This is a genomic window from Mycobacterium sp. TH-M116 (assembly GCF_057473685.1).
This window is the reverse complement of sequence record NZ_JBYCLC010000212.1, coordinates 36,255-60,238: the sequence shown is the minus strand read 5'-3', so window position 1 is coordinate 60,238 and position 23,984 is coordinate 36,255. Positions and strand designations below refer to the sequence as shown.

General features: G+C 67.1%; 24 protein-coding genes and 4 pseudogenes. 14 read left to right on the top strand and 14 right to left on the bottom strand.

Annotated elements, in window-relative coordinates:
- Together AC2VOK_RS11030 and AC2VOK_RS11025 are read left to right on the top strand one after the other, a co-directional pair.
- Positions 1–933, top strand: a 933-nt coding sequence (locus AC2VOK_RS11030) for a cyclase family protein (protein WP_428900495.1), incomplete at its 5' end; no start/stop codon positions are given.
- Between the two features lie 11 nt (positions 934–944).
- Positions 945–1,760 (top strand): annotated as a pseudogene (locus AC2VOK_RS11025) (alpha/beta fold hydrolase); the annotation flags it as partial.
- Positions 1,761–1,803: 43 nt separating this feature from the next.
- On the opposite strand, the gene AC2VOK_RS11020 reads toward AC2VOK_RS11025, so the two are convergent.
- Both AC2VOK_RS11020 and AC2VOK_RS11015 read right to left on the bottom strand, forming a co-directional pair.
- Complete coding sequence (locus AC2VOK_RS11020) at positions 1,804–2,301, bottom strand: MTB12 family secreted protein (RefSeq protein ID WP_428900494.1); 498 nt, start codon at positions 2,299–2,301, stop codon at positions 1,804–1,806.
- Between the two features lie 430 nt (positions 2,302–2,731).
- A pseudogene (locus AC2VOK_RS11015) lies at positions 2,732–2,956 on the bottom strand (PPE domain-containing protein); the annotation flags it as partial.
- A 51-nt stretch (positions 2,957–3,007) separates the two neighbouring features.
- Here AC2VOK_RS11015 and AC2VOK_RS11010 point away from each other — a divergent pair.
- Positions 3,008–3,814 carry an SDR family NAD(P)-dependent oxidoreductase gene (locus AC2VOK_RS11010; RefSeq protein ID WP_428900493.1) on the top strand — a complete coding sequence of 269 codons (807 nt, stop codon included), beginning with the start codon at positions 3,008–3,010 and terminating at the stop codon, positions 3,812–3,814.
- An 11-nt stretch (positions 3,815–3,825) separates the two neighbouring features.
- Here AC2VOK_RS11010 and AC2VOK_RS11005 read toward each other — a convergent pair whose 3' ends face one another.
- Together AC2VOK_RS11005 and AC2VOK_RS11000 are read right to left on the bottom strand one after the other, a co-directional pair.
- Complete coding sequence (locus AC2VOK_RS11005; RefSeq protein ID WP_428900492.1) at positions 3,826–4,005, bottom strand: hypothetical protein; 180 nt, start codon at positions 4,003–4,005, stop codon at positions 3,826–3,828.
- 53 nt (positions 4,006–4,058) lie between these two features.
- On the bottom strand, positions 4,059–4,274 hold the full coding sequence (locus tag AC2VOK_RS11000) for a PAS domain-containing protein (protein ID WP_428900491.1): 216 nt from the start codon (positions 4,272–4,274) through the stop codon (positions 4,059–4,061).
- A gap of 198 nt (positions 4,275–4,472) precedes the next feature.
- Here AC2VOK_RS11000 and AC2VOK_RS10995 point away from each other — a divergent pair, with 198 nt between their 5' ends.
- From AC2VOK_RS10995 to AC2VOK_RS10955, 9 genes and pseudogenes are all read left to right on the top strand, one after another.
- Positions 4,473–5,138, top strand: coding sequence for a TetR/AcrR family transcriptional regulator (locus tag AC2VOK_RS10995; protein WP_428900490.1), 666 nt, complete (start codon positions 4,473–4,475; stop codon positions 5,136–5,138).
- An 11-nt stretch (positions 5,139–5,149) separates the two neighbouring features.
- Positions 5,150–5,344, top strand: a complete 195-nt coding sequence (locus AC2VOK_RS10990) for a ferredoxin (protein ID WP_428900489.1) — start codon at positions 5,150–5,152, stop codon at positions 5,342–5,344.
- Position 5,345: 1 nt separating this feature from the next.
- The gene (locus AC2VOK_RS10985) at positions 5,346–6,599 is read left to right on the top strand and encodes a cytochrome P450 (RefSeq protein WP_428900488.1); all 1,254 of its coding nucleotides are present in this window, start codon (positions 5,346–5,348) and stop codon (positions 6,597–6,599) included.
- Positions 6,600–6,735: 136 nt separating this feature from the next.
- Positions 6,736–7,800, top strand: a complete 1,065-nt coding sequence (locus AC2VOK_RS10980) for an amidohydrolase family protein (RefSeq protein ID WP_428900500.1) — start codon at positions 6,736–6,738, stop codon at positions 7,798–7,800.
- A 68-nt stretch (positions 7,801–7,868) separates the two neighbouring features.
- Positions 7,869–9,047 (top strand): M24 family metallopeptidase, encoded by a 1,179-nt coding sequence (locus AC2VOK_RS10975; RefSeq protein WP_428900499.1) that lies wholly within the window; start codon positions 7,869–7,871, stop codon positions 9,045–9,047.
- Complete coding sequence (locus AC2VOK_RS10970; RefSeq protein WP_428900487.1) at positions 9,037–10,152, top strand: M24 family metallopeptidase; 1,116 nt, start codon at positions 9,037–9,039, stop codon at positions 10,150–10,152. Before AC2VOK_RS10975 ends, AC2VOK_RS10970 begins: the two co-directional genes overlap by 11 nt.
- Positions 10,153–10,154: 2 nt before the next feature.
- Positions 10,155–10,778, top strand: a complete 624-nt coding sequence (locus AC2VOK_RS10965; protein WP_428900486.1) for a Clp protease/crotonase-like domain-containing protein — start codon at positions 10,155–10,157, stop codon at positions 10,776–10,778.
- Positions 10,778–13,207 (top strand): CaiB/BaiF CoA transferase family protein, encoded by a 2,430-nt coding sequence (locus AC2VOK_RS10960; protein WP_428900485.1) that lies wholly within the window; start codon positions 10,778–10,780, stop codon positions 13,205–13,207. Before AC2VOK_RS10965 ends, AC2VOK_RS10960 begins: the two co-directional genes overlap by 1 nt.
- A 29-nt stretch (positions 13,208–13,236) precedes the next feature.
- Positions 13,237–13,422: pseudogene (locus AC2VOK_RS10955) on the top strand (SDR family NAD(P)-dependent oxidoreductase); the annotation flags it as partial.
- 67 nt (positions 13,423–13,489) lie between these two features.
- Here AC2VOK_RS10955 and AC2VOK_RS10950 read toward each other — a convergent pair.
- The 3 genes from AC2VOK_RS10950 to AC2VOK_RS10940 form a co-directional block, all read right to left on the bottom strand.
- Entirely contained in the window at positions 13,490–14,311 is an 822-nt protein-coding gene (locus AC2VOK_RS10950) for an SDR family NAD(P)-dependent oxidoreductase (protein ID WP_428900484.1), read from the bottom strand.
- An 11-nt stretch (positions 14,312–14,322) separates the two neighbouring features.
- A complete protein-coding gene (locus tag AC2VOK_RS10945) occupies positions 14,323–15,171 on the bottom strand; it encodes a mycofactocin-coupled SDR family oxidoreductase (protein WP_428900483.1) in 849 nt (282 codons plus the stop codon).
- A gap of 188 nt (positions 15,172–15,359) precedes the next feature.
- A complete protein-coding gene (locus AC2VOK_RS10940; RefSeq protein ID WP_421530092.1) occupies positions 15,360–16,010 on the bottom strand; it encodes a TetR/AcrR family transcriptional regulator in 651 nt (216 codons plus the stop codon).
- Between the two features lie 224 nt (positions 16,011–16,234).
- On the opposite strand from AC2VOK_RS10940, the pseudogene AC2VOK_RS10935 reads away from it, so the two are divergent.
- Positions 16,235–16,330 (top strand): annotated as a pseudogene (locus AC2VOK_RS10935) (acyl-CoA dehydrogenase family protein); the annotation flags it as partial.
- A gap of 253 nt (positions 16,331–16,583) precedes the next feature.
- On the opposite strand, the gene AC2VOK_RS10930 reads toward AC2VOK_RS10935, so the two are convergent.
- The 7 genes from AC2VOK_RS10930 to AC2VOK_RS10900 form a co-directional block, all read right to left on the bottom strand.
- A complete protein-coding gene (locus AC2VOK_RS10930) occupies positions 16,584–17,342 on the bottom strand; it encodes an acyl-CoA dehydrogenase family protein (protein ID WP_428900498.1) in 759 nt (252 codons plus the stop codon).
- Positions 17,343–17,405: 63 nt separating this feature from the next.
- Positions 17,406–18,494: an acyl-CoA dehydrogenase family protein gene (locus AC2VOK_RS10925; protein ID WP_428900482.1), complete on the bottom strand. Its 1,089-nt coding sequence runs from the start codon at positions 18,492–18,494 to the stop codon at positions 17,406–17,408.
- Positions 18,491–18,940 (bottom strand): nuclear transport factor 2 family protein, encoded by a 450-nt coding sequence (locus AC2VOK_RS10920; RefSeq protein ID WP_428900481.1) that lies wholly within the window; start codon positions 18,938–18,940, stop codon positions 18,491–18,493. Before AC2VOK_RS10920 ends, AC2VOK_RS10925 begins: the two co-directional genes overlap by 4 nt.
- Entirely contained in the window at positions 18,915–20,144 is a 1,230-nt protein-coding gene (locus AC2VOK_RS10915; RefSeq protein ID WP_428900480.1) for a metal-dependent hydrolase family protein, read from the bottom strand. Before AC2VOK_RS10915 ends, AC2VOK_RS10920 begins: the two co-directional genes overlap by 26 nt.
- Positions 20,145–20,147: 3 nt before the next feature.
- Complete coding sequence (locus tag AC2VOK_RS10910) at positions 20,148–20,471, bottom strand: hypothetical protein (protein ID WP_428900479.1); 324 nt, start codon at positions 20,469–20,471, stop codon at positions 20,148–20,150.
- Complete coding sequence (locus AC2VOK_RS10905; protein WP_428900478.1) at positions 20,455–21,732, bottom strand: aromatic ring-hydroxylating oxygenase subunit alpha; 1,278 nt, start codon at positions 21,730–21,732, stop codon at positions 20,455–20,457. Before AC2VOK_RS10905 ends, AC2VOK_RS10910 begins: the two co-directional genes overlap by 17 nt.
- A 23-nt stretch (positions 21,733–21,755) precedes the next feature.
- Positions 21,756–22,277 carry a carboxymuconolactone decarboxylase family protein gene (locus tag AC2VOK_RS10900; protein ID WP_428900477.1) on the bottom strand — a complete coding sequence of 174 codons (522 nt, stop codon included), beginning with the start codon at positions 22,275–22,277 and terminating at the stop codon, positions 21,756–21,758.
- A gap of 292 nt (positions 22,278–22,569) precedes the next feature.
- On the opposite strand from AC2VOK_RS10900, the gene AC2VOK_RS10895 reads away from it, so the two are divergent.
- On the top strand, positions 22,570–23,868 hold the full coding sequence (locus AC2VOK_RS10895; protein ID WP_428900476.1) for an amidohydrolase family protein: 1,299 nt from the start codon (positions 22,570–22,572) through the stop codon (positions 23,866–23,868).
- Positions 23,869–23,984: the final 116 nt, after the last annotated feature.

Below are 23,984 nucleotides of genomic sequence, written 5' to 3'. Positions count from 1 at the left end.
TGGGGTGCCGACGACGAGCTCGGCACGCTGAACTTCATCACCGCCGACAAGGTCGCACAGGCCGCGAGCCTGGTCCGGCATGGGAAGGTGTTCCCGCTCGGGGTGGACTTCGGCTCGTCTGGGCCGCAGGGGGCCTTCCATTTTCGGCACAATCCCGTCCTCGTGATGACCGTCGACGGCGGAGATGCGAACACACTGGCGCAGTACGGGCCCGGGTGGTCGCAGAATCCGACCGCCCAGCAGCTGGGCGGCTACTTCGCCGACAACCTGTTCCGCTTCAACGAAGACATGGTCATCATGCCGTTGCAGGCGGCCACCCAGTGGGATGCGCTGTCGCACGTCTACTACGAGGACAAGCTCTACAACGGTTTCGCGGCCGGCTCGGTGACCAGTATGGGCGCCTACCATTGCAGCATCGCCAAGGTCGACGTCAAGGGCATCACCTCGCGGGGAGTGCTGCTGGACCTGGTGCGGCATCGGGGCGCGGAGGTCTTCCTCGAGCAGGGGAATCCGATCACTCCACAGGAATTGGACGATGTCGTGCGCGCGCAGGGAGTCACCCTCGAGCGTGGCGACATCGTGCTGATCCGGACCGGCTGGTGGGCGAGGTTTTTGCAGACGGGCAACAAGACGGAGCCGTTCTCGGGGCTGCACTGGCGTTGTGCGTCGTGGCTGCACGACCACGACGTCGCGGCCGTCGCCTCCGACAACCTTCAGGTCGAGGACCTCGTTCCCGATGTCGAGGGCGCGTTCCTGCCCCTGCACCTGCTGTGCCTGCGCGACATGGGGTGCATGCTCGGTGAGTACTGGGACCTGACGGCGCTGGCGGAAGATTGTGCCGCGGACGGTGTCTACGACTTCCAGCTCGTCGCGCCGCCGCTGCGATTCGTTGGTGCGGTGGGTTCTCCGGTGAATCCGATCGCGATCAAGTAGAGAAGGCGGCCATGCAGATTCACCGCAAGACCATGCTGGTCGACGGACTGACCACCAGCTATCTGGAGGCAGGCGACGGCGACCCGGTGGTGCTGCTGCACGGCGGCGAATTCGGGGCCGGTGCCGAGCTCGGCTGGGAACGCAACATGGCGGCCCTGGCAGCGCACTACCGGGTCTTGGCGCCAGATCAGCTGGGGTTCGGCCAGTCGGCCAAGGTCATCGACTTCGTGGACGGGCGCGGCATGCGGATCCGCCACGTGGCGCGCTTCTGCGAGCTGCTCGGCGTCGATGCCGCACATTTCGCGGGAAATTCGATGGGCGCCGTCAACCTGCTGACCGACGCGACCTCGAAGGCACCGCTGCTGCCGATCCGCAGCCTGGCGATCATCTGCGGAGGCGGGGAGATCCGGCAGAGCGAGCACTTCGAGGCGCTACAGCAGTACGACGCGACGCTGCCGGCGATGCGGCGCATCGTCGAGGCGCTGTTCTACGACCCCGGCTACCCGGCCGACGACGACTACGTGCGGCGCCGCTTCGAGTCGAGCACCGCGCCCGGGGCGTGGGAGGCGGTGGCAGCGGCCCGATTTCGGCGGCCGGGCGCCAAGTCGTCCGGGACGCCGTCGAGCGCCCGGGCGTACGAGCGCATCGGTGTGCCGACCGTGGTCGTCGAGGGCGGCGGGGACAAGCTGCTGCCGCCGGGATGGGCCGCGCAGATCGCCGATCAGATCGACGGCGCCCGCTCGGTGGTGGTCGACGAGGCCGGGCATTGTCCTCAGATCGAGCAGCCGTCGGCCGTCAACGACCTGCTGCTGGATTTTTTCGAGACGGAGCAAAGGGCGAAAGCCGCGCTGCCCGTGGCGCCCACCCCGGTCAGTTCGAGCTCATCTGCGACAGTCTCATCAGCGAGGAGTGCGACAGCTTCCAACCGTCCTGGTTGACAAATTTCAGATTGACGGAATGCGGCTGCAGTTTCGCACTGGAGGCGGTGACATCCGCTGTGGCGGCGCCGGGGCCGGCCGGCTGGATGTTGGTTGTGGAGATCGTCAGCGGCAACTTCCCGTTCTCCAAGCCCTTTCGCATCCGGCTGTCCATTACGCTCTGCTCGATCGGGCTGAGACCGCCTTCAACCAGGCCCGACTTTTCAGCGGCGGCGACGTTCGGGTTGGCGATGCCGTTGAGCACGCTGACCACCTGTCCCGCGGACGGCACGTCTGTGGCCGGGTCGAGCGGTAGGGGGGCGCCGAACGTCGCCAGTTGTACCTGCGGCGCGATCGGTGGTGCGACTGCCACCGACGTCACGGCGGCGGCTGCTGCGCCGATGACGGCGCTGGCGGCAGCGATGCCTTTGGCTCGGGATTTGACTGTCACGCGGGTCCTTTCGGCGACCTGATGTGCGGACCGGCCTTCCGGCGGAAGACACCCGGATGTCCGGCCCGGCGGACCTCATCTTTTCTAGACGATCCGCAAGACGAACGCACATTCGTGGTTCGACTCGCTGGTGATCCGCGAGGCTGGGTGGCAGAGCCGCAACGATCGGGGCGCAACATCGAGAAGGGTGACGTCGTGGGTGCCGGCACCCGAGGCGCATTCCGGTGGCGAGCCGATTGACGGCTCCGTAATCGCCTGCGGAGCACGTCGGGCCTGATCAAGCAGCTCGCAACGACATCGTCGTTCCGTCGCTCACCGCCGGGAACCAGCGTCGCAGATCCTTCGGTAGCTCCGGCCGGTCCGGGCCGTCAAGTGTGACAGCGGTTCTGATACCGATCCAGCGTGGCTTTCATCACAAACGGCACTTCATCGAAACTGCGATTGCCGGGGTGTTCTGCCCGAAGGAGTTGGTGGTGATCAACGCCGTCGGCATGGCCCTGTTGGCGGCGACCGCCGGGGGCGGAACCGTCATCGCAAATGCCGTCTCGTAGGCCGCGGCCGCTTCCTTGGCTCGGACCGCGGTTCGCGCAGCCTTGGTCTGCGGCCACACCACGAACGGGGTCGTCGAGGCTGCCATGGATGCTGATGTGGGACCAGTTAAATCAATTGCTTGACTTAACGCACTGGGCGCCGATTAACTCTCCGTGTGCGCAACGAACTCGACGGCAGGGTGGCCATCGTCACCGGTGGTGCTTCCGGCATCGGTCGCGGCATCGTCGAGAGGTTCGTGGCCGAGGGGGCCCGGGTGGTCGTCGCCGACGTCGCCGCGGACATGGGCGAGGGCCTGGCCGCGGCGCTGGGTCCCGGCGCCATCTTCCGGAGGACGGACGTCTCGGACCCCGCCCAGATCGGCGCCCTGGTGGACGCGGCCGTGCACGAGTTCGGCGCTCTGCACGTCATGGTCAACAACGCCGGCGTCTCGGGCGCCATGCACCCTGGACTGCTCGAGGACGATCTGGCCGATTTCCATCGGGTCATGGCCGTCAACCTTCTGGGCGTCATGGCCGGGACGCGCGACGCCGCACGGCACATGGCTGCCCACGGCGGGGGGGCGATCATCAACATCACCTCGATCGGCGGAATCCAGGCCGGCGGCGGCGTGATGACCTACCGCGCCTCCAAGGCCGCGGTCATCCAGTTCACCAAGTCCGCGGCGATCGAGTTGGCGCACCACGAGATCCGGGTCAACGCCATCGCGCCGGGCAACATACCCACACCGCTGGTGGGGTCGTCGGCTGTGAACATGGATCCGGCCAAGGCCGAGCGGTTCGAGGCGAGGATCCGCGAGACGATGCGGGCCGACCGGCCGCTCAAGCGCGAGGGCACCCCCGACGACATCGCCGAGGCCGCGCTGTATTTCGCCGGCGACCGCTCGCGCTACGTCACCGGAACCGTGCTACCGGTGGACGGCGGGACGGTGGCCGGCAAGGCGATCCGCCGCCGCGGCGAGTGAGGCGGTAACCCTCAGGCTTGCGGCGCGGGATGCCCGGCACGCGCCTCCAGCCGCAGCCTGGCCAGTTGGCCCGCCCGCTCGAGATCCGGCGCTTCAAGTGTTTCCAACACGACGCTGTGGGAATGGCTCAGCACGCCCAGCACCGCCTCGTCCGGCAGACCGGGAAACTGGCGACCAAGAACGTCGGCCACCTTCCGCAAATCGTCCGACTCCAGGATGGAAGCCCGCCGGCCATCCCGGGGCGCTACGCGGGTGATGTCCTGGACGTGATGCACCGCGGCGGGAATACCTCGAACAGCGGCCGGCCGACCATGGCGTCCCGCGGATGAGCCGACGCCCGTTCGTAGGCGCTGTTCACCGCGCGGATGCGCACGTCGGTGTCGATGAGCGCATACGGCGCCCAAATCGTCCGGAACCGCGTGGAGTTCTCGATCTCCGCCACCTGTCGCCCTGACAGCACGATTGCCCTCCCTCGGATCAATCCTTATCGACCGACCACCCGATGCTTCAGCGCCGCGACACGGAAACTCCATCGCGCCTCAATGATTGCGCCACCCGCGAGGGTCTTGGGTAACTCGGATCTTCCGCGCCACGGGGCCGGGCCCCGAGATTAAATCAATCGCTTGACTTAATAGCCTGGGCGCGGTTGACTAGCGCAATGACCGCAGCCGGCAGGGCCGTTCGGACCGAGCGGGCCAGCTCCACCCAGGAGGCCATCCTGGTGGCTGCCGAACGGTTGTATGCCGAGCACGGCATGTTCGCGGTGTCGAACCGTCAGGTCAGCGAGGCCGCCGGCCAGGGCAACAACGCCGCGGTGGGCTATCACTTCGGCACCAAGGCCGATCTGGTGCGCGCCGTCGAGCAGAAGCATCGCGGCCCCGTCGAGCGGCTTCGCGAGCAGATGGTCGCCGAGTTGCTGAGTTCGGGCGACCCGGCCCAGCTGCGGGACTGGGTGGCCTGCCTGGTGCGGCCCCTCACCGATCACCTGGCGGAGCTCGGCAGTCCCACGTGGTACGCGCGTTTCGCGGCGCAGGCGATGACCGATCCCGCGTACTACCACATCATCGTCAAGGGGGCGCTCAGTTCGCCGTCGCTGGTTCAGGTTGTGGAGGGCATCAACCGGTGCCTGCCCGACCTGCCCGCCGAGGTGCACTTCGACCGCAACATCATGGCCCGAAACCTGTTGATGCACACCTGCGCCGAGCGCGAACGCGGGCTCGCTACCGGCACATCGACATCCCAACGTTCCTGGCGCGCTGCCGCATCCGGCCTCATCGACGCGGTCGTGGGGCTGTGGCTGGCGCCCGTGACAGCATACGAGTGAGGGGTCTGCAGATGAAAGTAACTGTCGACCAAGATGTGTGCGCATCGTCGGGCAACTGCGTGCTGAATGCCCCCGAGGTCTTCGACCAGCGCGACGACGACGGCGTTGTCGTCCTGCTCAATCTCAACCCTTCGGCCGAACAGGCCGAAGGCGCACGCCGGGCGGCCGCGGCCTGCCCCGCACTGGCTATCCGCATCGAGGAGTGACATGTCGGACACACTGACGACGGCCGGGGCTTCGGGCGCCGGGACGAACTCCGGAATTCCGGAGTACCCGATGGCGCGGGAAGCGCGGTGCCCCTTCGCCCCTCCTCCGGATGTCATGGCGCTCGCCGAGGCCGCGCCGCTGTCGCGGGTCCGGATCTGGGACGGCAGCACACCATGGCTCATCACCGGCTACGAGGAAGTGCGGGAACTGTTCTCCGACTCCCGGGTCAGTGTCGACGACCGTGTGCCTGGCTTTCCGCACTGGAACGCGGGCATGTTGTCCACCGTGCACAAGCGCCCGCGGTCGGTGTTCACCGCCGACGGCAAGGAGCACACCCGATTCCGGCGCATGCTGTCGAAACCCTTCACGTTCAAGCGGGTCGAGGGTCTGCGCCCGGCGATCCGGCAGATCACCGACGAGCACATCGACGCGATTCTGGCCGGACCGCAGCCCGCCGACCTCGTCACCGCGCTGGCACTGCCGGTCCCGTCCCTGGTGATCAGCCAGCTACTGGGGGTGCCGTACGAAGACGCCGAGATGTTCCAGGAGCATGCCAACGTCGGGCTCGCCCGCTACGCGACCGGCGAGGACACCGTCAAGGGCGCCTTGAGCCTGAACAAATACCTCGCACAGCTGGTCGAGACCAAGATGGAGAACCCCGCCGAGGACGCGGTGTCGGACCTGGCCGAGCGGGTCAAGGCGGGCGAGCTCAGCGTCAAAGAGGCCGCGCAGCTGGGAACCGGCCTGCTGATCGCCGGGCACGAGACCACCTCCAACATGATCGGGCTGGGTGTCCTTGCCCTGCTGGCGAATCCGGAGCAGGCGGCTGTGATCCGCGACGCCGAAGACCCTGCAATCGTCGCCAACGCGGTCGAGGAACTGTTGCGGTATCTCAGCATCATCCAGAACGGCCAGCGCCGCGTCGCCCTCGAAGACATCGCCATCGCCGGAGAGGTCGTCCGCGCCGGTGAAGGCATCATCATCGACCTGGCCCCGGCGAACTGGGACGCCCACGCGTTCCCCGAGCCGGACCTGTTGTACCTGCACCGTTCGGGGGCGGATCGCAACGTCGCGTTCGGGTACGGCAGACACCAGTGTGTGGGGCAGCAACTCGCCCGCGCGGAGCTGCAGATCGTCTACCGAACACTGTTCCGCCGCATCCCCACGCTCTCACTCGCCGTCCCGATCGAGGAGGTGCCGTTCAAGCACGATCGGCTGGCTTACGGCGTCTATGAACTACCGGTCACCTGGTAGCCCACCCGATCCCAACGGAAGGTCAACGATGACAACAACCGGCCCCGTCTCGCTCTATCCTCCCGAAGGCTTCGGCGCGCCGAAGAACCGCAGCGGACACGCCGGCGGCGTCGACGTGGGCCTGCCCGCGGGCACCGTGGTGTTCTCCGCGGACAACCACATCTCCCTGGCTTCCGACATCTTCTACGAACGTTTCCCCGAAGACCTCAGGGACAAGGCGCCCCGAATCTGGTACGAGGACGGCGCCTATCAGGTCGGGCGCAAGGGGCAGTCGTTTCTCCCCGGCGATTTCAGCGCGGTGCTGATGCAGTACGACGACCTGCCGGGGGCGGCGAGCACCAACATCGAGGCGCGCATCCAGGAACTGCACGACGACGGCGTCGACAAGGAACTGGCCTTCCCCAACGCGGTGCTGGCGCTCTTCCACTACCCGGACAAGACGTTGCGCGAACTGACGTTCCGCATCTACAACGAGTACATCGCGGAGCTGCAGGAGCGATCGGGCGGCCGTTTCTACGGCGCCGGGCTGATCAACTGGTGGGATCCCAAGGGCACCAGGAAGACCCTCGACGAGCTGAAGGCGTTGGGGCTCAAGACCTTCCTGATGCCCCTGAGCCCGGGCAAGGACGACGACGGCAACCCGATCGACTACTCCAGCACCTCGATGAACGCCGTGTGGGACGAGATCGAAGCCTCCGGGCTCCCGCTCACCCACCACATCGGCGAAACCCCGCCGAAGAGCCCGTGTGAGTTCAACAGCGTCGTCGTCGGGATGATGATCAACATCGACGGTTTCCGGGAGACGTTCTCCAAGTACATCTTCGGGGGCATTCTCGATCAGCACCCGGGCCTGCGGATCGGCTGGTTCGAGGGCGGGATCGCCTGGGTGCCGTGGGCGCTGCAGGACGCCGAACACCTGGTGGCGTCCTACCGGCACATGTTCAACCGGCCGCTGCAGCACGACGTGCGTTACTACTGGGACACCCACATGATGGCGTCGTTCATGGTCGACCCGCTGGGCCTGCAGCTGATCGACAAGATCGGCGTGGACAAGGTGATGTGGTCCAGCGACTACCCGCACAACGAAAGCACTTACGGCTATTCGGAGAAATCTCTGGCGGCGGTCGTCGACGCCGTCGGTCCGGCGAACGCGGCGAAGATCGTCAGCGGCAATGTCACCAAATTCCTGGGGTTGCAGTGACGACGTTCGCGCAATCGGGCAGCGCCCTCAACGGCCAGGTCATTCCCGAAAAGCCGGACCTCACCCGGATGCGCCGTGAGACCGGGGCCCGGCTACGCTCGGCGATGGCCAAACGCGCTGTGGACGCACTGATCCTGCTGGGCAACAGCTCGGTGGTCTACGCCACCGGGGCCAGCTGGCCGCTGGGCGATGCGGGCCTGTCCTATGTCGAGCGGCCGGTGGCCGTGGTGACCGCCGACGACGAGTGGCCGCATCTGTTCCTGCCATTTCGCGAGGGCGCCGCGCACGAGTCGCAACTGCCCGCCGACCATCTGCACGGTCCGGTTTATCTCGAATTCGAGGAGGGCGTAAGTGATTTCGCGAGGCGATTGGCCGAACTGATCCCGTCCGGCGCCGTGATAGGGATCGACGAATCCACCAGCGCCATGTCGCGCGCGGCCAAGTCGTTGTTCCCGGGCGGTCCTCCCGCCGACGCGGCGGCGATCGTCAGCGCCGCCAAGGTGGTCAAAACCCCGGATGAACTGGCGTGCATCAGAACCGCCGTGCGGATCACCGACGAGGCCATGGTCGAAGTGGACAAGCGTCTGGCCCCCGGTGTCCGACAGATCGACCTTTCGGCGATCTTCTTGCGGCGGGCCTTCGAACTGGGCGCGTCGGCCAGCATGCTGGAGCCGATCTGGCAGGTGATGCCGCCCACCAAGGCCGAAGGGGTTTGGACGACGCACGGTGACCTGGCGCTGCCGCTACTGAGCACCGAGCGTGAGCTGGTGGAAGGCGACGTCTTGTGGACCGACGTCAGCATCACCTACCAGGGCTACTGCTCGGACTTCGGGCGCACCTGGCTGGTGGGCCGGGAACCGTCGCCGCGCCAGCAGTCCCAGTTCCAGAGGTGGCAGGAGATCATGACCGCCGTCACGGGCGTGGCCCGGGCCGGCGCCACCGCCGGCGATCTCGGTAGGGCCGCCACCGCGGCCAACGGCGGTAACCGGCCCTGGCTGCCGCACTTCTACCTGGGCCATGGGATCGGCGTGAACGCGGCCGAGATGCCCATGATCGGGACCGATCTCGGGCAGGAATTCGACGACAACTTCGTTCTGCAGCCCGGCATGGTGCTGGTGCTCGAGCCGGTGGTGTGGGAAGACGGCACCGGAGGCTACCGCAGCGAAGAGGTCGTGGTGATCACCGAGGAAGGTTCGATTCGATTGACCGACTACCCCTACACCCCCTATGGCTCCCATGTCAGTTGAAGTCCTGCCCGACGATCGGGCACTGCGCTCGGGGCGCCGCCGGCGAGTGCTGGACCAGATGGCGGCACACGACCTCGATGTCCTTGTCCTCGGTCGTCAGGCCAATATCCGCTACGTCACCGGCGCCCCGCAGCTGTGGGTAGCCGGGACCCGGCCGTTCGGCCCGTCCTGCGTGTTGGTGCGTGAGACCGGCGCCATCCACCTGCTCAGTACCTGGGATGAAGGCGTTCCCGACGACATCCCCCGCGAGAACCTCTACGGCATCGCGTGGAATCCGGTCAACACCATGGCGGTGCTGCAACGCATCCAGGGTGCGTCCACCGCTCGCCGCGTCGGAACCGATGCAATATCACCGGTTTTCGCGCAGCTGCTGCCGACCGCGTTCCCCAACGCCGAACTGGTGGACGGCGAGCTCGCGATGCGTGGTGCCCGGCGCATCAAGACGGCGGAGGAAATCGTCGCGCTGCGGGAAGCGATCGCGGTGGCCGAGTCGGGCCTGGCCGCCGCTGTGGCCGGGTTGCACCCCGGGGTGCGGGAACAAACGCTGGCCGGGGTCATGATGGAGGCCATGGCGGCCGGCGGGGTGAGTACTCCCGCGAACCAGGAATTCGCCTGGGTGACTTCGCGTGACCATCCGTGGCGGCGGGTCAACGGCGACGGCCGCGTGAACAACGGTGACCTGGTCGCCTTTTCGGCCGGTGTGCTGGCCGGCGGTTACATGGGTGAGGTGGGTCGTACGTGGCCCGCGGGCGCTGTCGGCAATGCCGCGCCGTTGTACGCGCGGTGGGACAGGCTGTGGTCCGCGCTGTTGAATGCGTGCCGGCCGGGTGCCGCCGCCGAACTGCTCGGTGCCTATGAGGCCGCAGGTGAGCCGGCGCCACCGATGCCGGTCGCACGCGGCCTGGGGATGGGCTTCGACCCGCCGGTCATCTCCCGGTACCTGCCTGAAACCGCGGCCGGCGAACGCCTGGATCCGGGAATGGTGCTGGCCGTGACGGGCTACGTCTGGGAGCAGGGAGTCGGGGCGGTCTTCGGGCGCGAAGCCGTGCTGATCACCGACGACGGCCACGAGGTGCTGACCTCGAGCCCGTCCTGGCGTGGATAGCGATGCCCGACAAGCCCGCCGCGCCGGAAGGTTCTTTTCGGCGCAGCGCCACCCTGGGCCAGTGTTATGCCAATCCGAATTCCGGAATCCGCGGCCTGCAGGACTTCCAGAAGATCAGCATCCTGGAGGTCAAGGGCTACTGCTACGGATGGCACTTCTACCAGGCGGCCGACGCGGACCTGGTGATCGCCAGCGACGACGCGCTGTTCGGGCATCCGTCGTTCCGTTACTACGGGTGGGGTCAGCGGATGCGGTGGTGGGCGCAGACCATGGGCATCCGCAAGTTCCAGGACCAGCTCGAAGCGGAGGTGGAGAAATATGCGCTGGCGTGCTCGCGTCATCGTTCCACCGACACCGTGTTCATGCAGAGGGTCTTCTTCGAGATCATGAAACAGTTCCAGGGCGAGTACCTGGGCAGCATGCTCAGCGGCGTCTTCGAGTCGATGGGCGGTCTCGTCCGGCCGGATGACGAGGACGAATTCATGCTCGACGGCGCCATTCAACGGGGCCTGGGCGACGCGGTCAACGACAACGACGGAAAGTTCCCCCCGGAGTGGCGTCTGAGCACGAGCGGACGCAAGAAGGGGCACTCCAACAAGAAGTCCGAGCGGAAGCGTAAACAGTAGTGGCGGAAGCGAATACCGAGCCGCCCCTGACGGGCTACACGGTGGTCGATCTGTCCTCCGGCATCGCGGGCGCCTACTGCACCAGGCTGCTGGCCGACGGCGGCGCCGACGTCGTCAAAGTCGAATCTTCGGAAGGCGATCCGCTGCGGTCCTGGTCGGCCTCGGGCGCTGCCATACCGCCCGGCCGTGACGGGGCGTTGTTCATCTTTCTTGCCGGATCGAAGCACGGCGTCGTCGCCGATCCCGCCAGCCGCGACGACGTCGAACTCGTCGACCGGCTCTTGGCGGCCGGTGACGCGGTGATCTGGTCGTCGGGCTCGAAAATTGCGGAAAGCCAACGCTTTATCCCCACGGCGATCCACCGGCGCCATCCACACCTCACCGTCCTGTCGATCACCCCCTTCGGCCTCGAGGGACCCTGGTGCGATCGCGCCGCGACCGAATTCACGCTGCAGGCCTGGTCGGGCGGGATCGTCGGCCTCGGACGCGGCGAACCAGACCGCGCGCCGGTGTTCGTAGGCGGACAGGTCGGGGACTATCTGGCCGGGGTGTACGCGAGTTCCGCGCTGCTGGCGGCGCGGCGCGGCCAAAGCAGCGGCGGTGCGGGCCAACTGCTGGACCTGTCGATGCTGGAGACCCAGATCCTCGGCCTGACCTACTATCCCGTCACCTACTTCGAAATGCTCGGTCGGCCATGGCGTGACGCGCGGCGCGTCACCGTTCCGGGCGTGGCTCGCGCCAAGGACGGACTCGTGGACGTCGGCTGCGGGACGGCGCAGCAGTGGTTCGACCTGTGTGCGATGGTCGGTCACCCCGAGTGGATCGACGAGGAATCGCCCCTGACGATCACCGAGCAGGCGACGCTGCACGCCGACGAGATCTACGCGTGGTTCGGCAGCAACACCGTCGACGACATCCTGGAACTGGCCACGGCCTTCCGGATTCCCAACGCGCCGGTCGCCAACGGCGCGAGCATGGCTGCACTGGAACACTTCCGGGAGCGCGGCTCGTTCGTGCGCAACCCCCGCGACGGGTTCCTGCAGCCGGGCCACCCCTACCGAATGCGGCCCGCGCAGCTCCGGCGGCCGGCGCCGGCGCCGCGACTGGGCGAGCACACGGCACGCTACCGGTCCGCGCACCTGGCCCCCCGCCCCGCGCCCACCGGCGCGGCGCCTCGACTGCCTCTGAGCGGGATTCGGGTCCTGGACATGACGACATTCTGGGCAGGCCCCTGCTGCACCCACTTCCTGGCCATGCTCGGCGCCGAGGTGATCCACGTGGAATCCACTCGCCGCCCCGACGGCGCCAGACTGATCGCCGGCGTACCGGTCACCGAAAACCAATGGTGGGAGCGGTCCCCGATCTTCGCGGCGTTGAACACCAACAAGAAGGGGCTGACACTGGACCTGCAAAGCTCGCGCGGCAGGGAGCTGCTGTGCCGCCTCATCGCAACCTGTGACGTGATCGCGGAGAACTTCACGCCGCGGGTGCTCGACCAGATCGGCCTGGATTTCGCGGCCGCCCAGTCGATCAAGCCCGACGTGATCATGGTGCGCATGCCCGGGTTCGGCCTGGGCGGGCCCTGGCGTGACAAGCCGGCATTCGCCTACGTCATCGAATCCGCGGCGGGCGTGAGCTGGATGACCGGCTACCCCGATCGCACACCCTACGATCCCTATTCGATCGGTGACCCCAACGCGGGCATGCATTCCCTCAATGCGCTGCTGCTGGCGCTGGAGCACCGCCGCCGCACCGGCCAGGGCGTGCTGGTGGAGGCGGCGATGGTGGACGCCGCGCTCAGCATCTCCGCCGAGCAGGTCATCGAAAACTCCGCTTACGGGACGCTGCTGGAACGCGCGGGTAACCGGGGACCGACGGCCGCACCGCAGAACCTCTACCCCAGCGCCGACATCGACGAATTCGGGCGCCCCGACAGTTGGGTCGCGATAGCCGTGGTCACCGACGCGCAGTGGAAAAAGTTGTGCGGCGCGATCGGATCGCCTTCGTGGACAGCGGATCCGAGCTTGGCGACCGCGGCGGGGCGGCGGGCGCACCAGGACCTCATCGACGAGCAACTGGCCGCATGGTGTGCCCACCGCAGCCGCGACGACATCGTCGCGGCCTTGTGGGAGGTCGGTGTGCCGGTGGCCAAGGTCATGCAGCCGCATCGCCAGACGGAGCTGGACCAGCTGGAATTTCGCGGCTTCTTCGAAGAAGTCGACCACCCCGTCTGCGGTCCCGCTAGGCTCAGCACCGTGCCGATGAGATTCTCCGGCGGCCCCGATACGTTCCACACCCGGCACGCGCCGCTATTGGGGCAGCACAATCGGGAATTGCTGACCGAACTGGGACTGAGCGAATCCGAAATCGCCGACCTGGAAGCCGACGGCGTGATCGGCCGGGAACCGGCGACGCGTGCCGCGACCTGACCGCCGTGGCAATCGAACCGTCGAATATCCCGACGATCCTGGTCAACAACGCGGGCGGGGTGTTCTACTCGCCGCTGCTGGACACCAGCGAAAAAGGCTGGGACGCACTGTATAAGGCCAATCTGCGCCACGTGATGCTGTGCACTCAGCGGGTCGCTCGGCAGCTGGCCTCGGCGGCGCTGCCCGGCAGCGTCATCTCGGTGACGTCGATGGCGGAACCCACGCCGCCGGCGGCTGGTACCACGACCCGCGGACCGGTGAGTACCGCCTGGGACCGCCCGGCTAGTGCCGCCAGCCTTCGGCGGCCTGTTCGTCGAAGGTGCGGTCGAGGCGCTCGAACCTGCGGCGGATCGATGCGCGGGCGGCCCCGTGCGGCAGGATGTACAGGCGGTTGGCCGCGATTCCGTCGGCCGTCAGGCGCGCGACGTCCTCGACGCCGAGGGTGTCGTCCTCGACCGGCAGCGTTGCCTCCGGGGACGACGCCATCCCGTAATCGGCGCCGCGGATGCGTTCGGAGTTGGAGACCAGCTTGGTTTCGACGACCATCGGGCACAGCACCGAGACGCCGATCCCGTTGGGTTTGACCTCACGGGCCAGCGTTTCGGCCAGGCCGACGACGCCGTATTTGGCGACGCCGTAGGCTCCGAGGCCGGCGTTGGGGACCAGGCCGGCGAAGGACGCGGTGAAGGCGATGTGACCACCCGTGCCCTGCTCGATCAGCCTCGGCAGGAACGCCTCGACGGCGTGGATGGAACCCCACAGGTCGATGTCGATCACCCAGTGCCAGTCGTCGTGGCTCATCTGCGCGAGCGGGCCCGCGACCACGATGCCGGCGTTGCTGAAGACGACGTCGACGCGCCCGAGGAGGCGGAAGGACTCCTCGGCGAGGTGAACCATCGCGTCGAGGTGTCTGACGTCGCATGTCACGCCGTGGGCTTCGAACCCCTCGGCGCGCAACCGCACCACCGCCTGCTCCAGCGCGGGTGTGTCGACGTCGGCAAGCACGACGCCAGCTCCCCGGCGGGCGAACTCGATCGCCGTCGCCAACCCGATCCCACTCGCGCCGCCCGTGACGACGGCTTTACGCCCTTCGAATCCGTCCACAGGACGGAACCCTATTTCAGGCAGCCGCCCGCGTCGACGGGCAGGGTCACGCCGGTGACGTAGCGGGCTTCGTCGGAGGCCAAGAACAGCACCGCATTGCTGACGTCCACCGGGTCCACCCACGGAATCGGCATCGTGTGGAACATCTGGCAGATCGGCGCCATGTCGTCGGGCCCCGGGTTCTCCAGGTCAGGGCGGAACATCTTGAAGGTGCCCTCATTGTGCAGCATCGGGGTCTTGACATGGGTCGGGTGCACCGAGTTCACGCGAATCATGTGTTGCCCCAACTCCACCGCGAACGCCCGCATGAGCCCGACGACCCCGTGCTTGGCGGCGACGTAGTGACCGGTGTGCGGGTAAGCCTTGAGCCCGCCGACGGAGCTGGTCAGCACGATGGAGCCGCCGTGTCCCCCGGACAACAGATGCGGCACACCGGCTTTCACGGTCTTCCACACCCCGGCCAGGTTGATGTCGATCATCTCTGTCCAGTCTTCTTCGCTGGTCTTGTCCAGCGTTTCGCCGCCGTTGCCGATGCCGGCGTTGGCAACGATGATGTCGAGCCGACCGAGTTGCTCGACGCCGCCGTCCACCGCGGCTTTGAGCGCGTCGTAGTCGCGGACGTCGACCTCGGCCGTGACGATCCTGCGATTGTGGGCCTTGACCAGGTCGGCGGTCTCCGCGAGGTCCTCGGGCGTGGACGCCGGGATGGCCGTGTCGGTGACGCCGTCGCGGATCGGTTTGCAGATGTCGACGGCGATGATGTCGGCGCCTTCCTGAGCCAACCGCACCGCGTGGCTGCGGCCCTGGCCGCGCGCCGCCCCGGTGACGAAAGCGACCTTGCCGTCAACACGTCCAGCCATGTCTACCTCGATTCCTTCCCCGGGACCGCGGGTCGTGCCGCACCTGAACTCTGTCATCGCACAGAACGAGTGTCAATGGCGGATTCAGTTCCGCTATTTGTGATTCTCAATATTTGAGAATTATATTCTCAAGCGGCAAACCGGGTGCGCCGTCCGCTCACATCGTCAGGGGTGGCCCGGGACCGGCGTCAGCCGACGAACCCGCGCGAGCAGAAGTCCCACACCTCGTCGGCGGTGATGGGGTGGGTCGTCGCGTCGTCAGAGCCGCCGCTGGATTGCGCGATGAACATGACGGTCTGCATGGTCATCGCCGCCATGCGCTTGGGATTGATGCCGGTGCGCAACTCGCCGGCCTCGCAGGCGGCCTCCATGAGCTCGGTCAGCAACGCCAGCAACGGCGCGTGGGCGACCTTGACCTCGGCCGGATGCGTCACCAGCAACCGCGGCGCAAAGTCGGTGAACAGTGGGCGCTTGGCCGTCGGGTCGGGGCGTGAGGCCTCGTACAGCAGCTCGACCGCCACCTTGAGCTGCTCCAGCGGGTCGGTGTGGCTTTCCGTGGCGGCGCGGATCTGATCGGCCGACCGGTTCAGCGCGTCCTCGAACAGTGCGAGCAGCAGCTCGTGCTTCCCGTCGAACTGCAGGTAGAAGCTGCGCAGCGACTGTCGGGAGCGGTCCACGACCTCCTGGACGGTGAAGTCCGTGCTGCCCTTCTCGATGATGATCGCCTGTGCGGCGTCCAGGAAGCGCTGAACGCGCTGCGCGGCACGCAGTTTCGCGGTTTTGATGGACCGCTCGACGGCGCGCTGCTTCCAGGCCGGCTCTTCGCTGGGGCTGGTCACGGGCGGCTCGGACGATTGCCGCGAGGGGAGAACATGATTGGACTGTACCGGAGAACGCCGTGACATCGCTGCGCTCGACCCCCTCACGGAAGACATGTCGGAGATTGTTACTTCCTACCGACAAGAACATTATTCTCTCAAACGTATCTTTGGAAGCGGAATCACGAAGAGGCTACCGCCGGGTAGGTGGAAGCCTTGATCTACCGGCATTCCGCGACCGCCGATACGCGCGCTCGTTCGCCGCGACCATTGCCGGCGGCACGTCCGAGATCCAGCGCAACATCATCGCCGAACGAGTACTCGGGCTGCCGCGCAACTAGTCTCGCGCCTCGGGGCGTCCCGGCATTTCGTGTCGTCGCACCCCCGGCGCGTGGTGAGGTGCGTGGCGCGGCCGACGCGCCGCGCGACGCCACATGCGTCCCGTGGCTCCCCTGTGTCACAAGAAGTTTGGGTGTGGCTTTTTGCCCGCCTCGCAGCGACAAATTCGCGTCGGTGGGCAGTTGTCGCTGTGAGGCGGGCGCAACGACACACCCCACCCCGCAGTGACGGGAGTGACGGATGCGGCGAAACGCGCTAGAGCTGTGCCAGCCGCGGCGCAAAACCGTGGGCCCGCAACGCCGTGCCCGCCTCCCGCGTCAGTTCCCGGGCGCTGCCGAGCAGCCCGTCCAGGATCAGCGACCGCTTGATGTGACGGTGCAGCTGGTGCTCGGCGGTGAACCCGATTCCGCCCAGCACCTGCTGGCAGTGCCGCGCGGCGGTCAGTGCCGCCTGTCCCGCCGCGGCCTTGGCCAACAGGCAGGCCAAGCCGGGGTGGTCCACGGAGGCGGGCCCCGCGTGCAGGGTCGCCTCCGCTCCCTCGATCGCGATCAGCGTGTCGGCCAGCCGGTGCCGGACCGCCTGGAACGACCCGATGGGCCGGCCGAACTGGACGCGGTCCAGAGCATGCCGGCGCGCCAGCGAGAGCATGGCCCGGCCGCAGCCGGCCAGCCACCAGCCCACCGCCAGCCGTCCCGCGCTCAGGGCGGCCTCGGGCAGCGGATCGGCCCGGGCCACACGGTGTATCGGCAGTTCCCCGTCGAGAGCCGAGCTCGGGCCGTCGTTGCGCTCCCACACCACCCAGGAGCCGCCGGCGAATGGCAGCGGCACCATGCGGCCGGGCGCGGACCCGGATGCCCGCAGCAGCACGTCGTTGAGCACGGGGGCGTGCGCGCCCGTCTCACCGAGCAGCCGGAACACCAACGGGACTGCCAGGTCGGGCATTTCGTCGAGCATGTCGAGCCAGCCGCGGCCGGCCAGGGCCGCATCGAGCTTCGCGCCCGAGGTCGCGGCCATCGCGGTGCGCAGCGAGTCGGTCAAGAGTGCCAGTGACTCTGGATCGGTGAAGTCCGCCACGGTTCACTCCTTCCCGAGGTCGAGCAGCCGGCGGGCGATGATGTTCCGCTGGATCTCGGCCGTGCCGCCGTAGATGGTCGCCGCGCGCGAGTACAGGTATTCCGGGCGCCAGGGCGTGTCGTCGAGCTCCAGAGCTCCGGGCAGCAGGTCGCGGACGGTGTCGTAGAGCCGCTGTTCGGCGGTGGCCAGCAGCACCTTGTCGATCGAGGTGTCCGGTCCCAGCTGCGCCCCGTCGCGCAGCCGGTGCTGGGTGTCGCGGGACCGGCAGCGCAGCGTGTGCAGCGCCAGATAGGCAGCGCCGAGTGCTGATTCGTCGGGATCGCGCGCTTGCGCGATCAGTTCGTCGAATCGTGCGTACAGATAGGCGATGCGTTGCCAGAAGCAAGTGGAACGTTCGTAGGGCAGCAGGTCCATCGCCAGCCGCCAACCGTCGCCGGGGCGGCCGAGCATCCTGGCGGCGGGGATGACCACGTCGTCGTAGTACACCTCGCAGAACTCGTCGACCCCGTGCATCGTGCGGAGCGGGCAGATGGTGATGCCGGGGGTGTCCAGGTCGACGAAGAACGCGGTGATCCCGTCGTGGCCGGGCGCTGTCCTGGTGAGCAGGATGCAGCGGGTGGAGAACTGGGCGAAACTGGTCCACACCTTCTGCCCGTTGACGATCCAGTCATCCCCCTCGGGTACGGCGCGGGTGGTCAGCGAGGCCAGGTCGCTGCCCGAGCCGGGTTCGGAGAAGCCCTGGCACCAGTGCTCTTGGCCGCTGAGCAGTCGCGGCACCATCTCCGCGGCGAGTTCGGCGGGGGCGTAGTCGATCATGGTGGGCGCGAGCACCTCGAGCATCGAATAGGGGCCGGGTTCGGCCAGCCGGCGGCCGACGACCTCCTCGCCGACGATCGCGCGCAGCACCGCGGGGCCACCCAGGCCGCCGACTTGCACCGGCCAGCCGTACCGCATCCAGCCGGCGTCGTAGAGTGCCCGGCTGACCCGGGCGAATTGCCGCATGTGCTGCTGCAGCGAATGACCGATCGCGGGGGTCAGGTCATTGTCGTCGAGCCACGCGCGCAGGCCGGCACGGAACTCCTCGACATTCACCGCGCTGTCGATGCGCCGTCGCCGGCCGGCCGCCCGATGGCGTGCGGGCGCCCGGAGTCGTGCACACCGCTGCGGCGGATGAACGTCATGGCGCGGGTTTTCAGCCGCCATCCCTCGGGCGTGCGGGAGTAGGTGTCGCGGTAGTAGCCGATCCGCATGTTATGGGTGGCCTGGTCGATGAAGCACAGCGGTTGTGTCCCGCTGGCCGAATCGCCGTCGAGCTCGACCGCCGCGGTCCCGGTCAGGAACAGTCCCTTCGGCGCGGCGGCCACCAATTCGGGAAACCTGACCAGGCTGTAGATCTCGCCGAAGGCGCTGTAGGTACCGTCGGAGGTGAAGACGCCGACGAGTCCGTCGATGTCCTCCTGGGTGATCGTCACGGCGTAGCGGGCCAGCAGCTGCTGGATCTCGACGAGATCGTCAGTCCTGGATGGCTGTGTCGACATAGACCTTGCCGCCTTTCATGACGAAGCTGACGTGCTGGGTAACCGTGATGTCGTCCAACGGGTTTCCCGGCACCGCGATGATATCGGCGAGCCCGCCCTCGGCCAGCCGGCCCCGGTCGTCGGCGTCGATCAGCTCGGCGGCGGTCACGGTCGCCGCGCGCAACACCGACAGCGGTGACAGGCCCCAGTTCACCAGGGTGACGAGCTCGTCGGCGTTGCGGCCGTGCGGGATCGCCGGCGCGTCGGTGCCGACGGCGATCTTCACGCCCGCTTCGTAGGCGGCCAGTATCGAGGTGCGCGCCTTCGGGAACATCTCGGCGGCCTTGGCCTGCAGCGCCGGCGGGGCGTGGGAGATGTCCATCGCGTCGCCGTCGGCCAGGCGCCGGGTGCTGACCAGGAACGTGCCGTGCTCCACCAGCATCGCGATCGCCTCGTCGTCGATCAAGAAGCCGTGCTCGATGCAGTCAATACCGGCCGCGACGGCGTGGCGGACCGCGTCGGCGCCGTGGGTGTGCGCCGCGACGCGCAGACCCCGGCGGTGCGCCTCGTCGACGATCGCGCACAGCTCCTCGTCCGAATAGTGCTGTGCACCAGGAGGGCCCGTCAGCGACATGACTCCGCCCGAGCAGCAGACCTTGATCAACTCGGCGCCGTGCTTGATCTGGTAGCGCACCGCCTTGCGGATCTCGTCGATCCCGTTGGCGATGCCTTCCTCGACGGTCAGGTCCAGCACGTGCGGTGCGAATGCCGCGAACATCGTCGGGTCCAGGTGCCCGCCGGTCGGGGTGATCGCGTGCCCGGCCGGCACGATCCGCGGCCCGTCGATCCAGCCAGCGTCGATCGCTCTGCCCAGCGCCACGTCGAGTAGGTACCCGCCGGTCTTGACGAACAGGCCCAGGTTGCGCACCGTGGTGAACCCGGCGCGCAGGGTACGGCGCGCGTTGCCGACGGCGCGCAGCATCCGCGTCGGCGGGTCGTCCTGGACCATGGACAGGCCGGGCTTTTCCCCGCGCCCGCCCATCAGCAGGTTGACCTCCATGTCCATCAACCCGGGCAGCAGGATCGTCTCACCCAGATCGATCAGATCGCCCTCGACATCGCCACCGATGCCGGCGATCCGGTCACCCTCGATCCGTAGGATGCCCGGCGAGACGATCTCGCCGGCGTCGACGTCGAGCAGCCCGGCGGCCTTGATTGTCAACACTTCTCAGATCACCGGTTCCCGGATCAACTCCACCCACGCGGCCCCGCTGTCAGGCACTCGGGGCTGCTTCCAGGCCTCGATCGGGAACGACACCATCACCAACGACTGCATCATGTGCATGAGGGTCTTCGCGTCGTCGGGCAGATCGTCCAGCGGATACTTGTCACAGTAGGCGATCACGTCGTCCAGACGAGGGAACGCCGCATCGTAGAAGCCCTGCATCTCGGTCATCGTGGAGGCCAGCCGCTTGGCGTAGCGCTCGGGTTCGGTGGCCAGGTCCCAGTCCAGATACGGCTCCAGCTCAGCGAATTCAGACGGTAACGCCATTGTTCCGGTACTCCCTCACGTAATCCCCGGTCGTCCTGTGCAGATGACGGATCAGGACTTCCTGGTCGCACAGCAGGAAGTCCTTGACGACGCGGGTGCCGATCATGGTCTGGGTGGCCTCCAGCGTGTTGGCGTCCTGCAGCGCGTATTCCTTGAACGTCACGGCGGCCAGCTCCTGGGCGAGACGCTCGCGCGCGTTGCGCGGCGGAACGAAGTACAGCGAGCACTCGAAGATGTGCTTGTCCACGGCGGTCGGCCAGTAATGGTAGGTCAAAAACCAGCCCGGCTCCCAGATCAACAGCATGAAGTTCGGATAGAAGAGCCAGGAGTCGATGCCCCACTGCGGGACCCGCTTCACGTTGACGCCCGGCGGTAGCTCCAGCTTGTCGATGATCTCCGGCTTGTCCCATGGGCCGAACAGTCCGCTGCGCAATACCTGGTCCATTGGCTTGACCATGGACATGTCCGGAGGCGGCGCCTGACCACCCCAGGTCGACTGCAGGCTGTGCGGGCCGGCCACCTCGTAGTGCAGCGCCTCGTAGCCGAACTTCTGGATCTTGGCGGCTTCTTCCTTGGTGTACTGGCCCTGGTGCAGGATCGGCGCGTGGTAGAACTCGACGAACGCGTCAATGAACAGCTTCCAGTTGCTGCCGACTTCGGCGCGGTAGGAGTAGGTTTCGGTCATCTCGCCGAAGGGGTAGCCCTCGATGCTCTTGGCCAGCGGCCCGAGGTAGTCGGTGAGCGGCGCGGCGTTGTTGTCGAAGTTGACGAAGACGAAGCCTTCCCACACCTCGCAGCGGACGGGCACCAGGCCGTACCGGCTCTTGTCGACGTCGAAGAACTCGTCCTCCTGCTGGACGAACGTCAGCTCGCCGTCGAGGCTGTAGCGCCAGGCATGGTACTTGCAGGTGAACTGCCGGCAGGTGCCCGAGGTTTCCTCGTGGGGAAAGTCGTTCCACACCAGCTTGTTTCCGCGGTGGCGGCAGACGTTGTGGAACGCCTTGACCGACCCGTCCCTGGTCTTGACGACGATCACCGACATGCCGGGACCCGCGGACGGCAGTTCCTTGGTGAAGTAGCTGCCCGTCTTCGGCAGCCGCTCTACCCGCCCGACGTTGAGCCATGTGCGTTTGAAGATCGCCTCGCGCTCGGCTTCGAAATACGCCGGGTCGATCGAGTCGCTGTAATCGACCGGCGCGGTGCCCAGTTCGGGATAGTTCTCCGTCCAGCTCCCCGCTGCCGGTTTGGGGAAGTGTGCCACCGTTGTTGCCCTTCTTTCTGGTCTCAATCGACTTCGACGCCGAAAGCGTTGATGGCCATCGCCAGTGCGGTGTAGCCGCCGACGGTGAAGATCAGATCCATGCATTGCCGTTCGTCGAGCCGCTCGCACAGCGTGGCCCACGTCTGATCCGACACGTTCGATTTCTTGTCGAGTTCGTCGACGGCGTCGATCACGGCACGGTCGAACCCGTCGGCCGCCTCGCCGGTTCGGGCGGCGGCGATCTCGGCGTCCGACAATCCCGCTTCCTTGCCCATCGTGACGTGGTGTGACCATTCGTAGGCGCAGTCGCGTCGGTGGGCCACCCGCAGGATCGCCAGCTCGCGGATGCGCGCCGGCAGGGTGGAGCCGTACAGCAGGTACCCGCCGAACCGCAGATAAGAGCGGGCCAGCTTCGGGTGGCGCGCCAGCGTGGCCATGAGGTTGCCGGCGTCCTCGGGGTTGCACCGCTGCGGTGGCAGCATGACGGACAGCGACGTCCGGACAGCCTCGTCCCACTCGTCGGCGGGCAGTGGCTGCACACGCACTGGCAGTCTCCTCTCAGCGAAAGAGAATGATATTCTCATTTCTAACCAATAGGTTGGCATGATTCGACCGCCGGGTCAATCCTGGCGTTTAGCTGCGTATGAGCACCCGCCGTGGGCTGCGCCGGAGCGGCCCGCGGGGACCGCGCGGCGGTCGGGGATGTTGATTCTCACTTCGCGAGAAGCTAGTTTTCACACTAGTGACGTCGGTGCCTGGCGGGCGATCCGCCGACGCTGTACGGGGAGCAGCGCGTTCGACCGGGACCAGCTGGGTCCCCATGTGGAAGGAACGGCCATGAACAAAGACGACATGATCCTGATCAGCGTTGACGACCACACCGTCGAGCCGCCCGACATGTTCAAGAACCATCTGCCCGAGAAGTATCTGGACGACGCCCCCCGGTTGGTGCACAACCCCGACGGCTCGGACATGTGGAAGTTCCGCGACACGGTGATCCCCAACGTCGCGCTCAACGCGGTCGCCGGTCGGCCCAAGGAGGAGTACGGGCTGGAACCGCAGGGCCTCGACGAGATCCGGCCGGGTTGTTACGACGTCGACGAGCGCATCAAGGACATGAACGCCGGCGGCATCCTGGGATCGATCTGCTTCCCGTCCTTTCCCGGCTTCGCCGGGCGCCTGTTCGCCACCGAGGACCACGACTTCTCGATCGCTTTGGTGCAGGCATACAACGACTGGCACATCGACGAGTGGTGCGGCGCCTACCCGGCGCGGTTCATCCCGATGGCGTTGCCGGTGATCTGGGACGCCGAGGCGTGCGCGGCGGAGGTGCGGCGGGTGGCGAAGAAGGGCGTGCACGCGCTGACGTTCACCGAGAACCCGGCCGCGATGGGCTATCCCAGCTTCCACGACCCCTACTGGACGCCGCTGTGGAAGGCGTTGTGCGACACAGACATCGTGATGAACGTGCACATCGGGTCCTCTGGCAGGCTGGCGATCACCGCCCCCGACGCGCCGATGGACGTGATGATCACGCTGCAACCGATGAACATCGTGCAGGCCGCCGCGGACCTGCTGTGGTCCAAGCCGGTGAAGGACTACCCGGACCTCAAGATCGCGCTGTCGGAGGGCGGCACCGGGTGGATCCCCTACTTCCTGGAGCGGGTGGACCGCACCTACGAGATGCACTCGACGTGGACGAAGCAGAACTTCGGCGGCAAACTGCCCAGCGACGTCTTTCGCGAGCACTTCCTGACCTGCTTCATCAGCGACAAGACCGGGGTCAGGCTGCGCCACGACATCGGCATCGACAACATCGCCTGGGAGGCCGACTACCCGCACAGCGACTCGATGTGGCCGGGCGCCCCCGAGGAGCTGTGGGACGTCCTGTCGGTCAACAACGTGCCCGACGACGAGATCGACAAGATCACCCACGAGAACGCGATGCGCTGGTACTCGTTCGACCCTTTCACCCACATTCCCCGCGAGCAGGCCACGGTCGGCGCGCTGCGCAAAGCCGCCGAGGGGCACGACGTGTCCATTCAGGCGCTCAGCCACCACAAGGAGACGCGGGCCGGTTCGTCGGTCGCGGACTTCACCGCCAACGCCAAAGCGCTCACCGGCAACAAGGACTGACTGCCACGCCGCCGGAATGCCTGCGCGCCGGTGGCGGTCGCAAGCGCGGCGAAGCCGGGCGCCGCGGGCCGACACCCAAAGCCGGTGCATTTCGATCAAAGGAGACCCCGCAGTGC

Excerpts from the sequence above, each read along its gene's own strand:
- AC2VOK_RS10970 (WP_428900487.1), top strand. The coding sequence starts at position 9,037 with ATGTCAGTTGAAGTCCTGCCCGACGATCGGGCACTGCGCTCGGGGCGC.
- AC2VOK_RS10985 (WP_428900488.1), top strand. The coding sequence starts at position 5,346 with ATGTCGGACACACTGACGACGGCCGGGGCTTCGGGCGCCGGGACGAAC.
- AC2VOK_RS10930 (WP_428900498.1), bottom strand. The coding sequence starts at position 17,342 with ATGGCCGCGACCTCGGGCGCGAAGCTCGATGCGGCCCTGGCCGGCCGC.
- AC2VOK_RS10990 (WP_428900489.1), top strand. The coding sequence starts at position 5,150 with ATGAAAGTAACTGTCGACCAAGATGTGTGCGCATCGTCGGGCAACTGC.
- AC2VOK_RS10895 (WP_428900476.1), top strand. The coding sequence starts at position 22,570 with ATGAACAAAGACGACATGATCCTGATCAGCGTTGACGACCACACCGTC.
- AC2VOK_RS10945 (WP_428900483.1), bottom strand. The coding sequence starts at position 15,171 with ATGGCTGGACGTGTTGACGGCAAGGTCGCTTTCGTCACCGGGGCGGCG.
- AC2VOK_RS10975 (WP_428900499.1), top strand. The coding sequence starts at position 7,869 with ATGCGCCGTGAGACCGGGGCCCGGCTACGCTCGGCGATGGCCAAACGC.
- AC2VOK_RS10995 (WP_428900490.1), top strand. The coding sequence starts at position 4,473 with ATGACCGCAGCCGGCAGGGCCGTTCGGACCGAGCGGGCCAGCTCCACC.
- AC2VOK_RS10910 (WP_428900479.1), bottom strand. The coding sequence starts at position 20,471 with ATGGCGTTACCGTCTGAATTCGCTGAGCTGGAGCCGTATCTGGACTGG.
- AC2VOK_RS10965 (WP_428900486.1), top strand. The coding sequence starts at position 10,155 with ATGCCCGACAAGCCCGCCGCGCCGGAAGGTTCTTTTCGGCGCAGCGCC.
- AC2VOK_RS10920 (WP_428900481.1), bottom strand. The coding sequence starts at position 18,940 with ATGTCGACACAGCCATCCAGGACTGACGATCTCGTCGAGATCCAGCAG.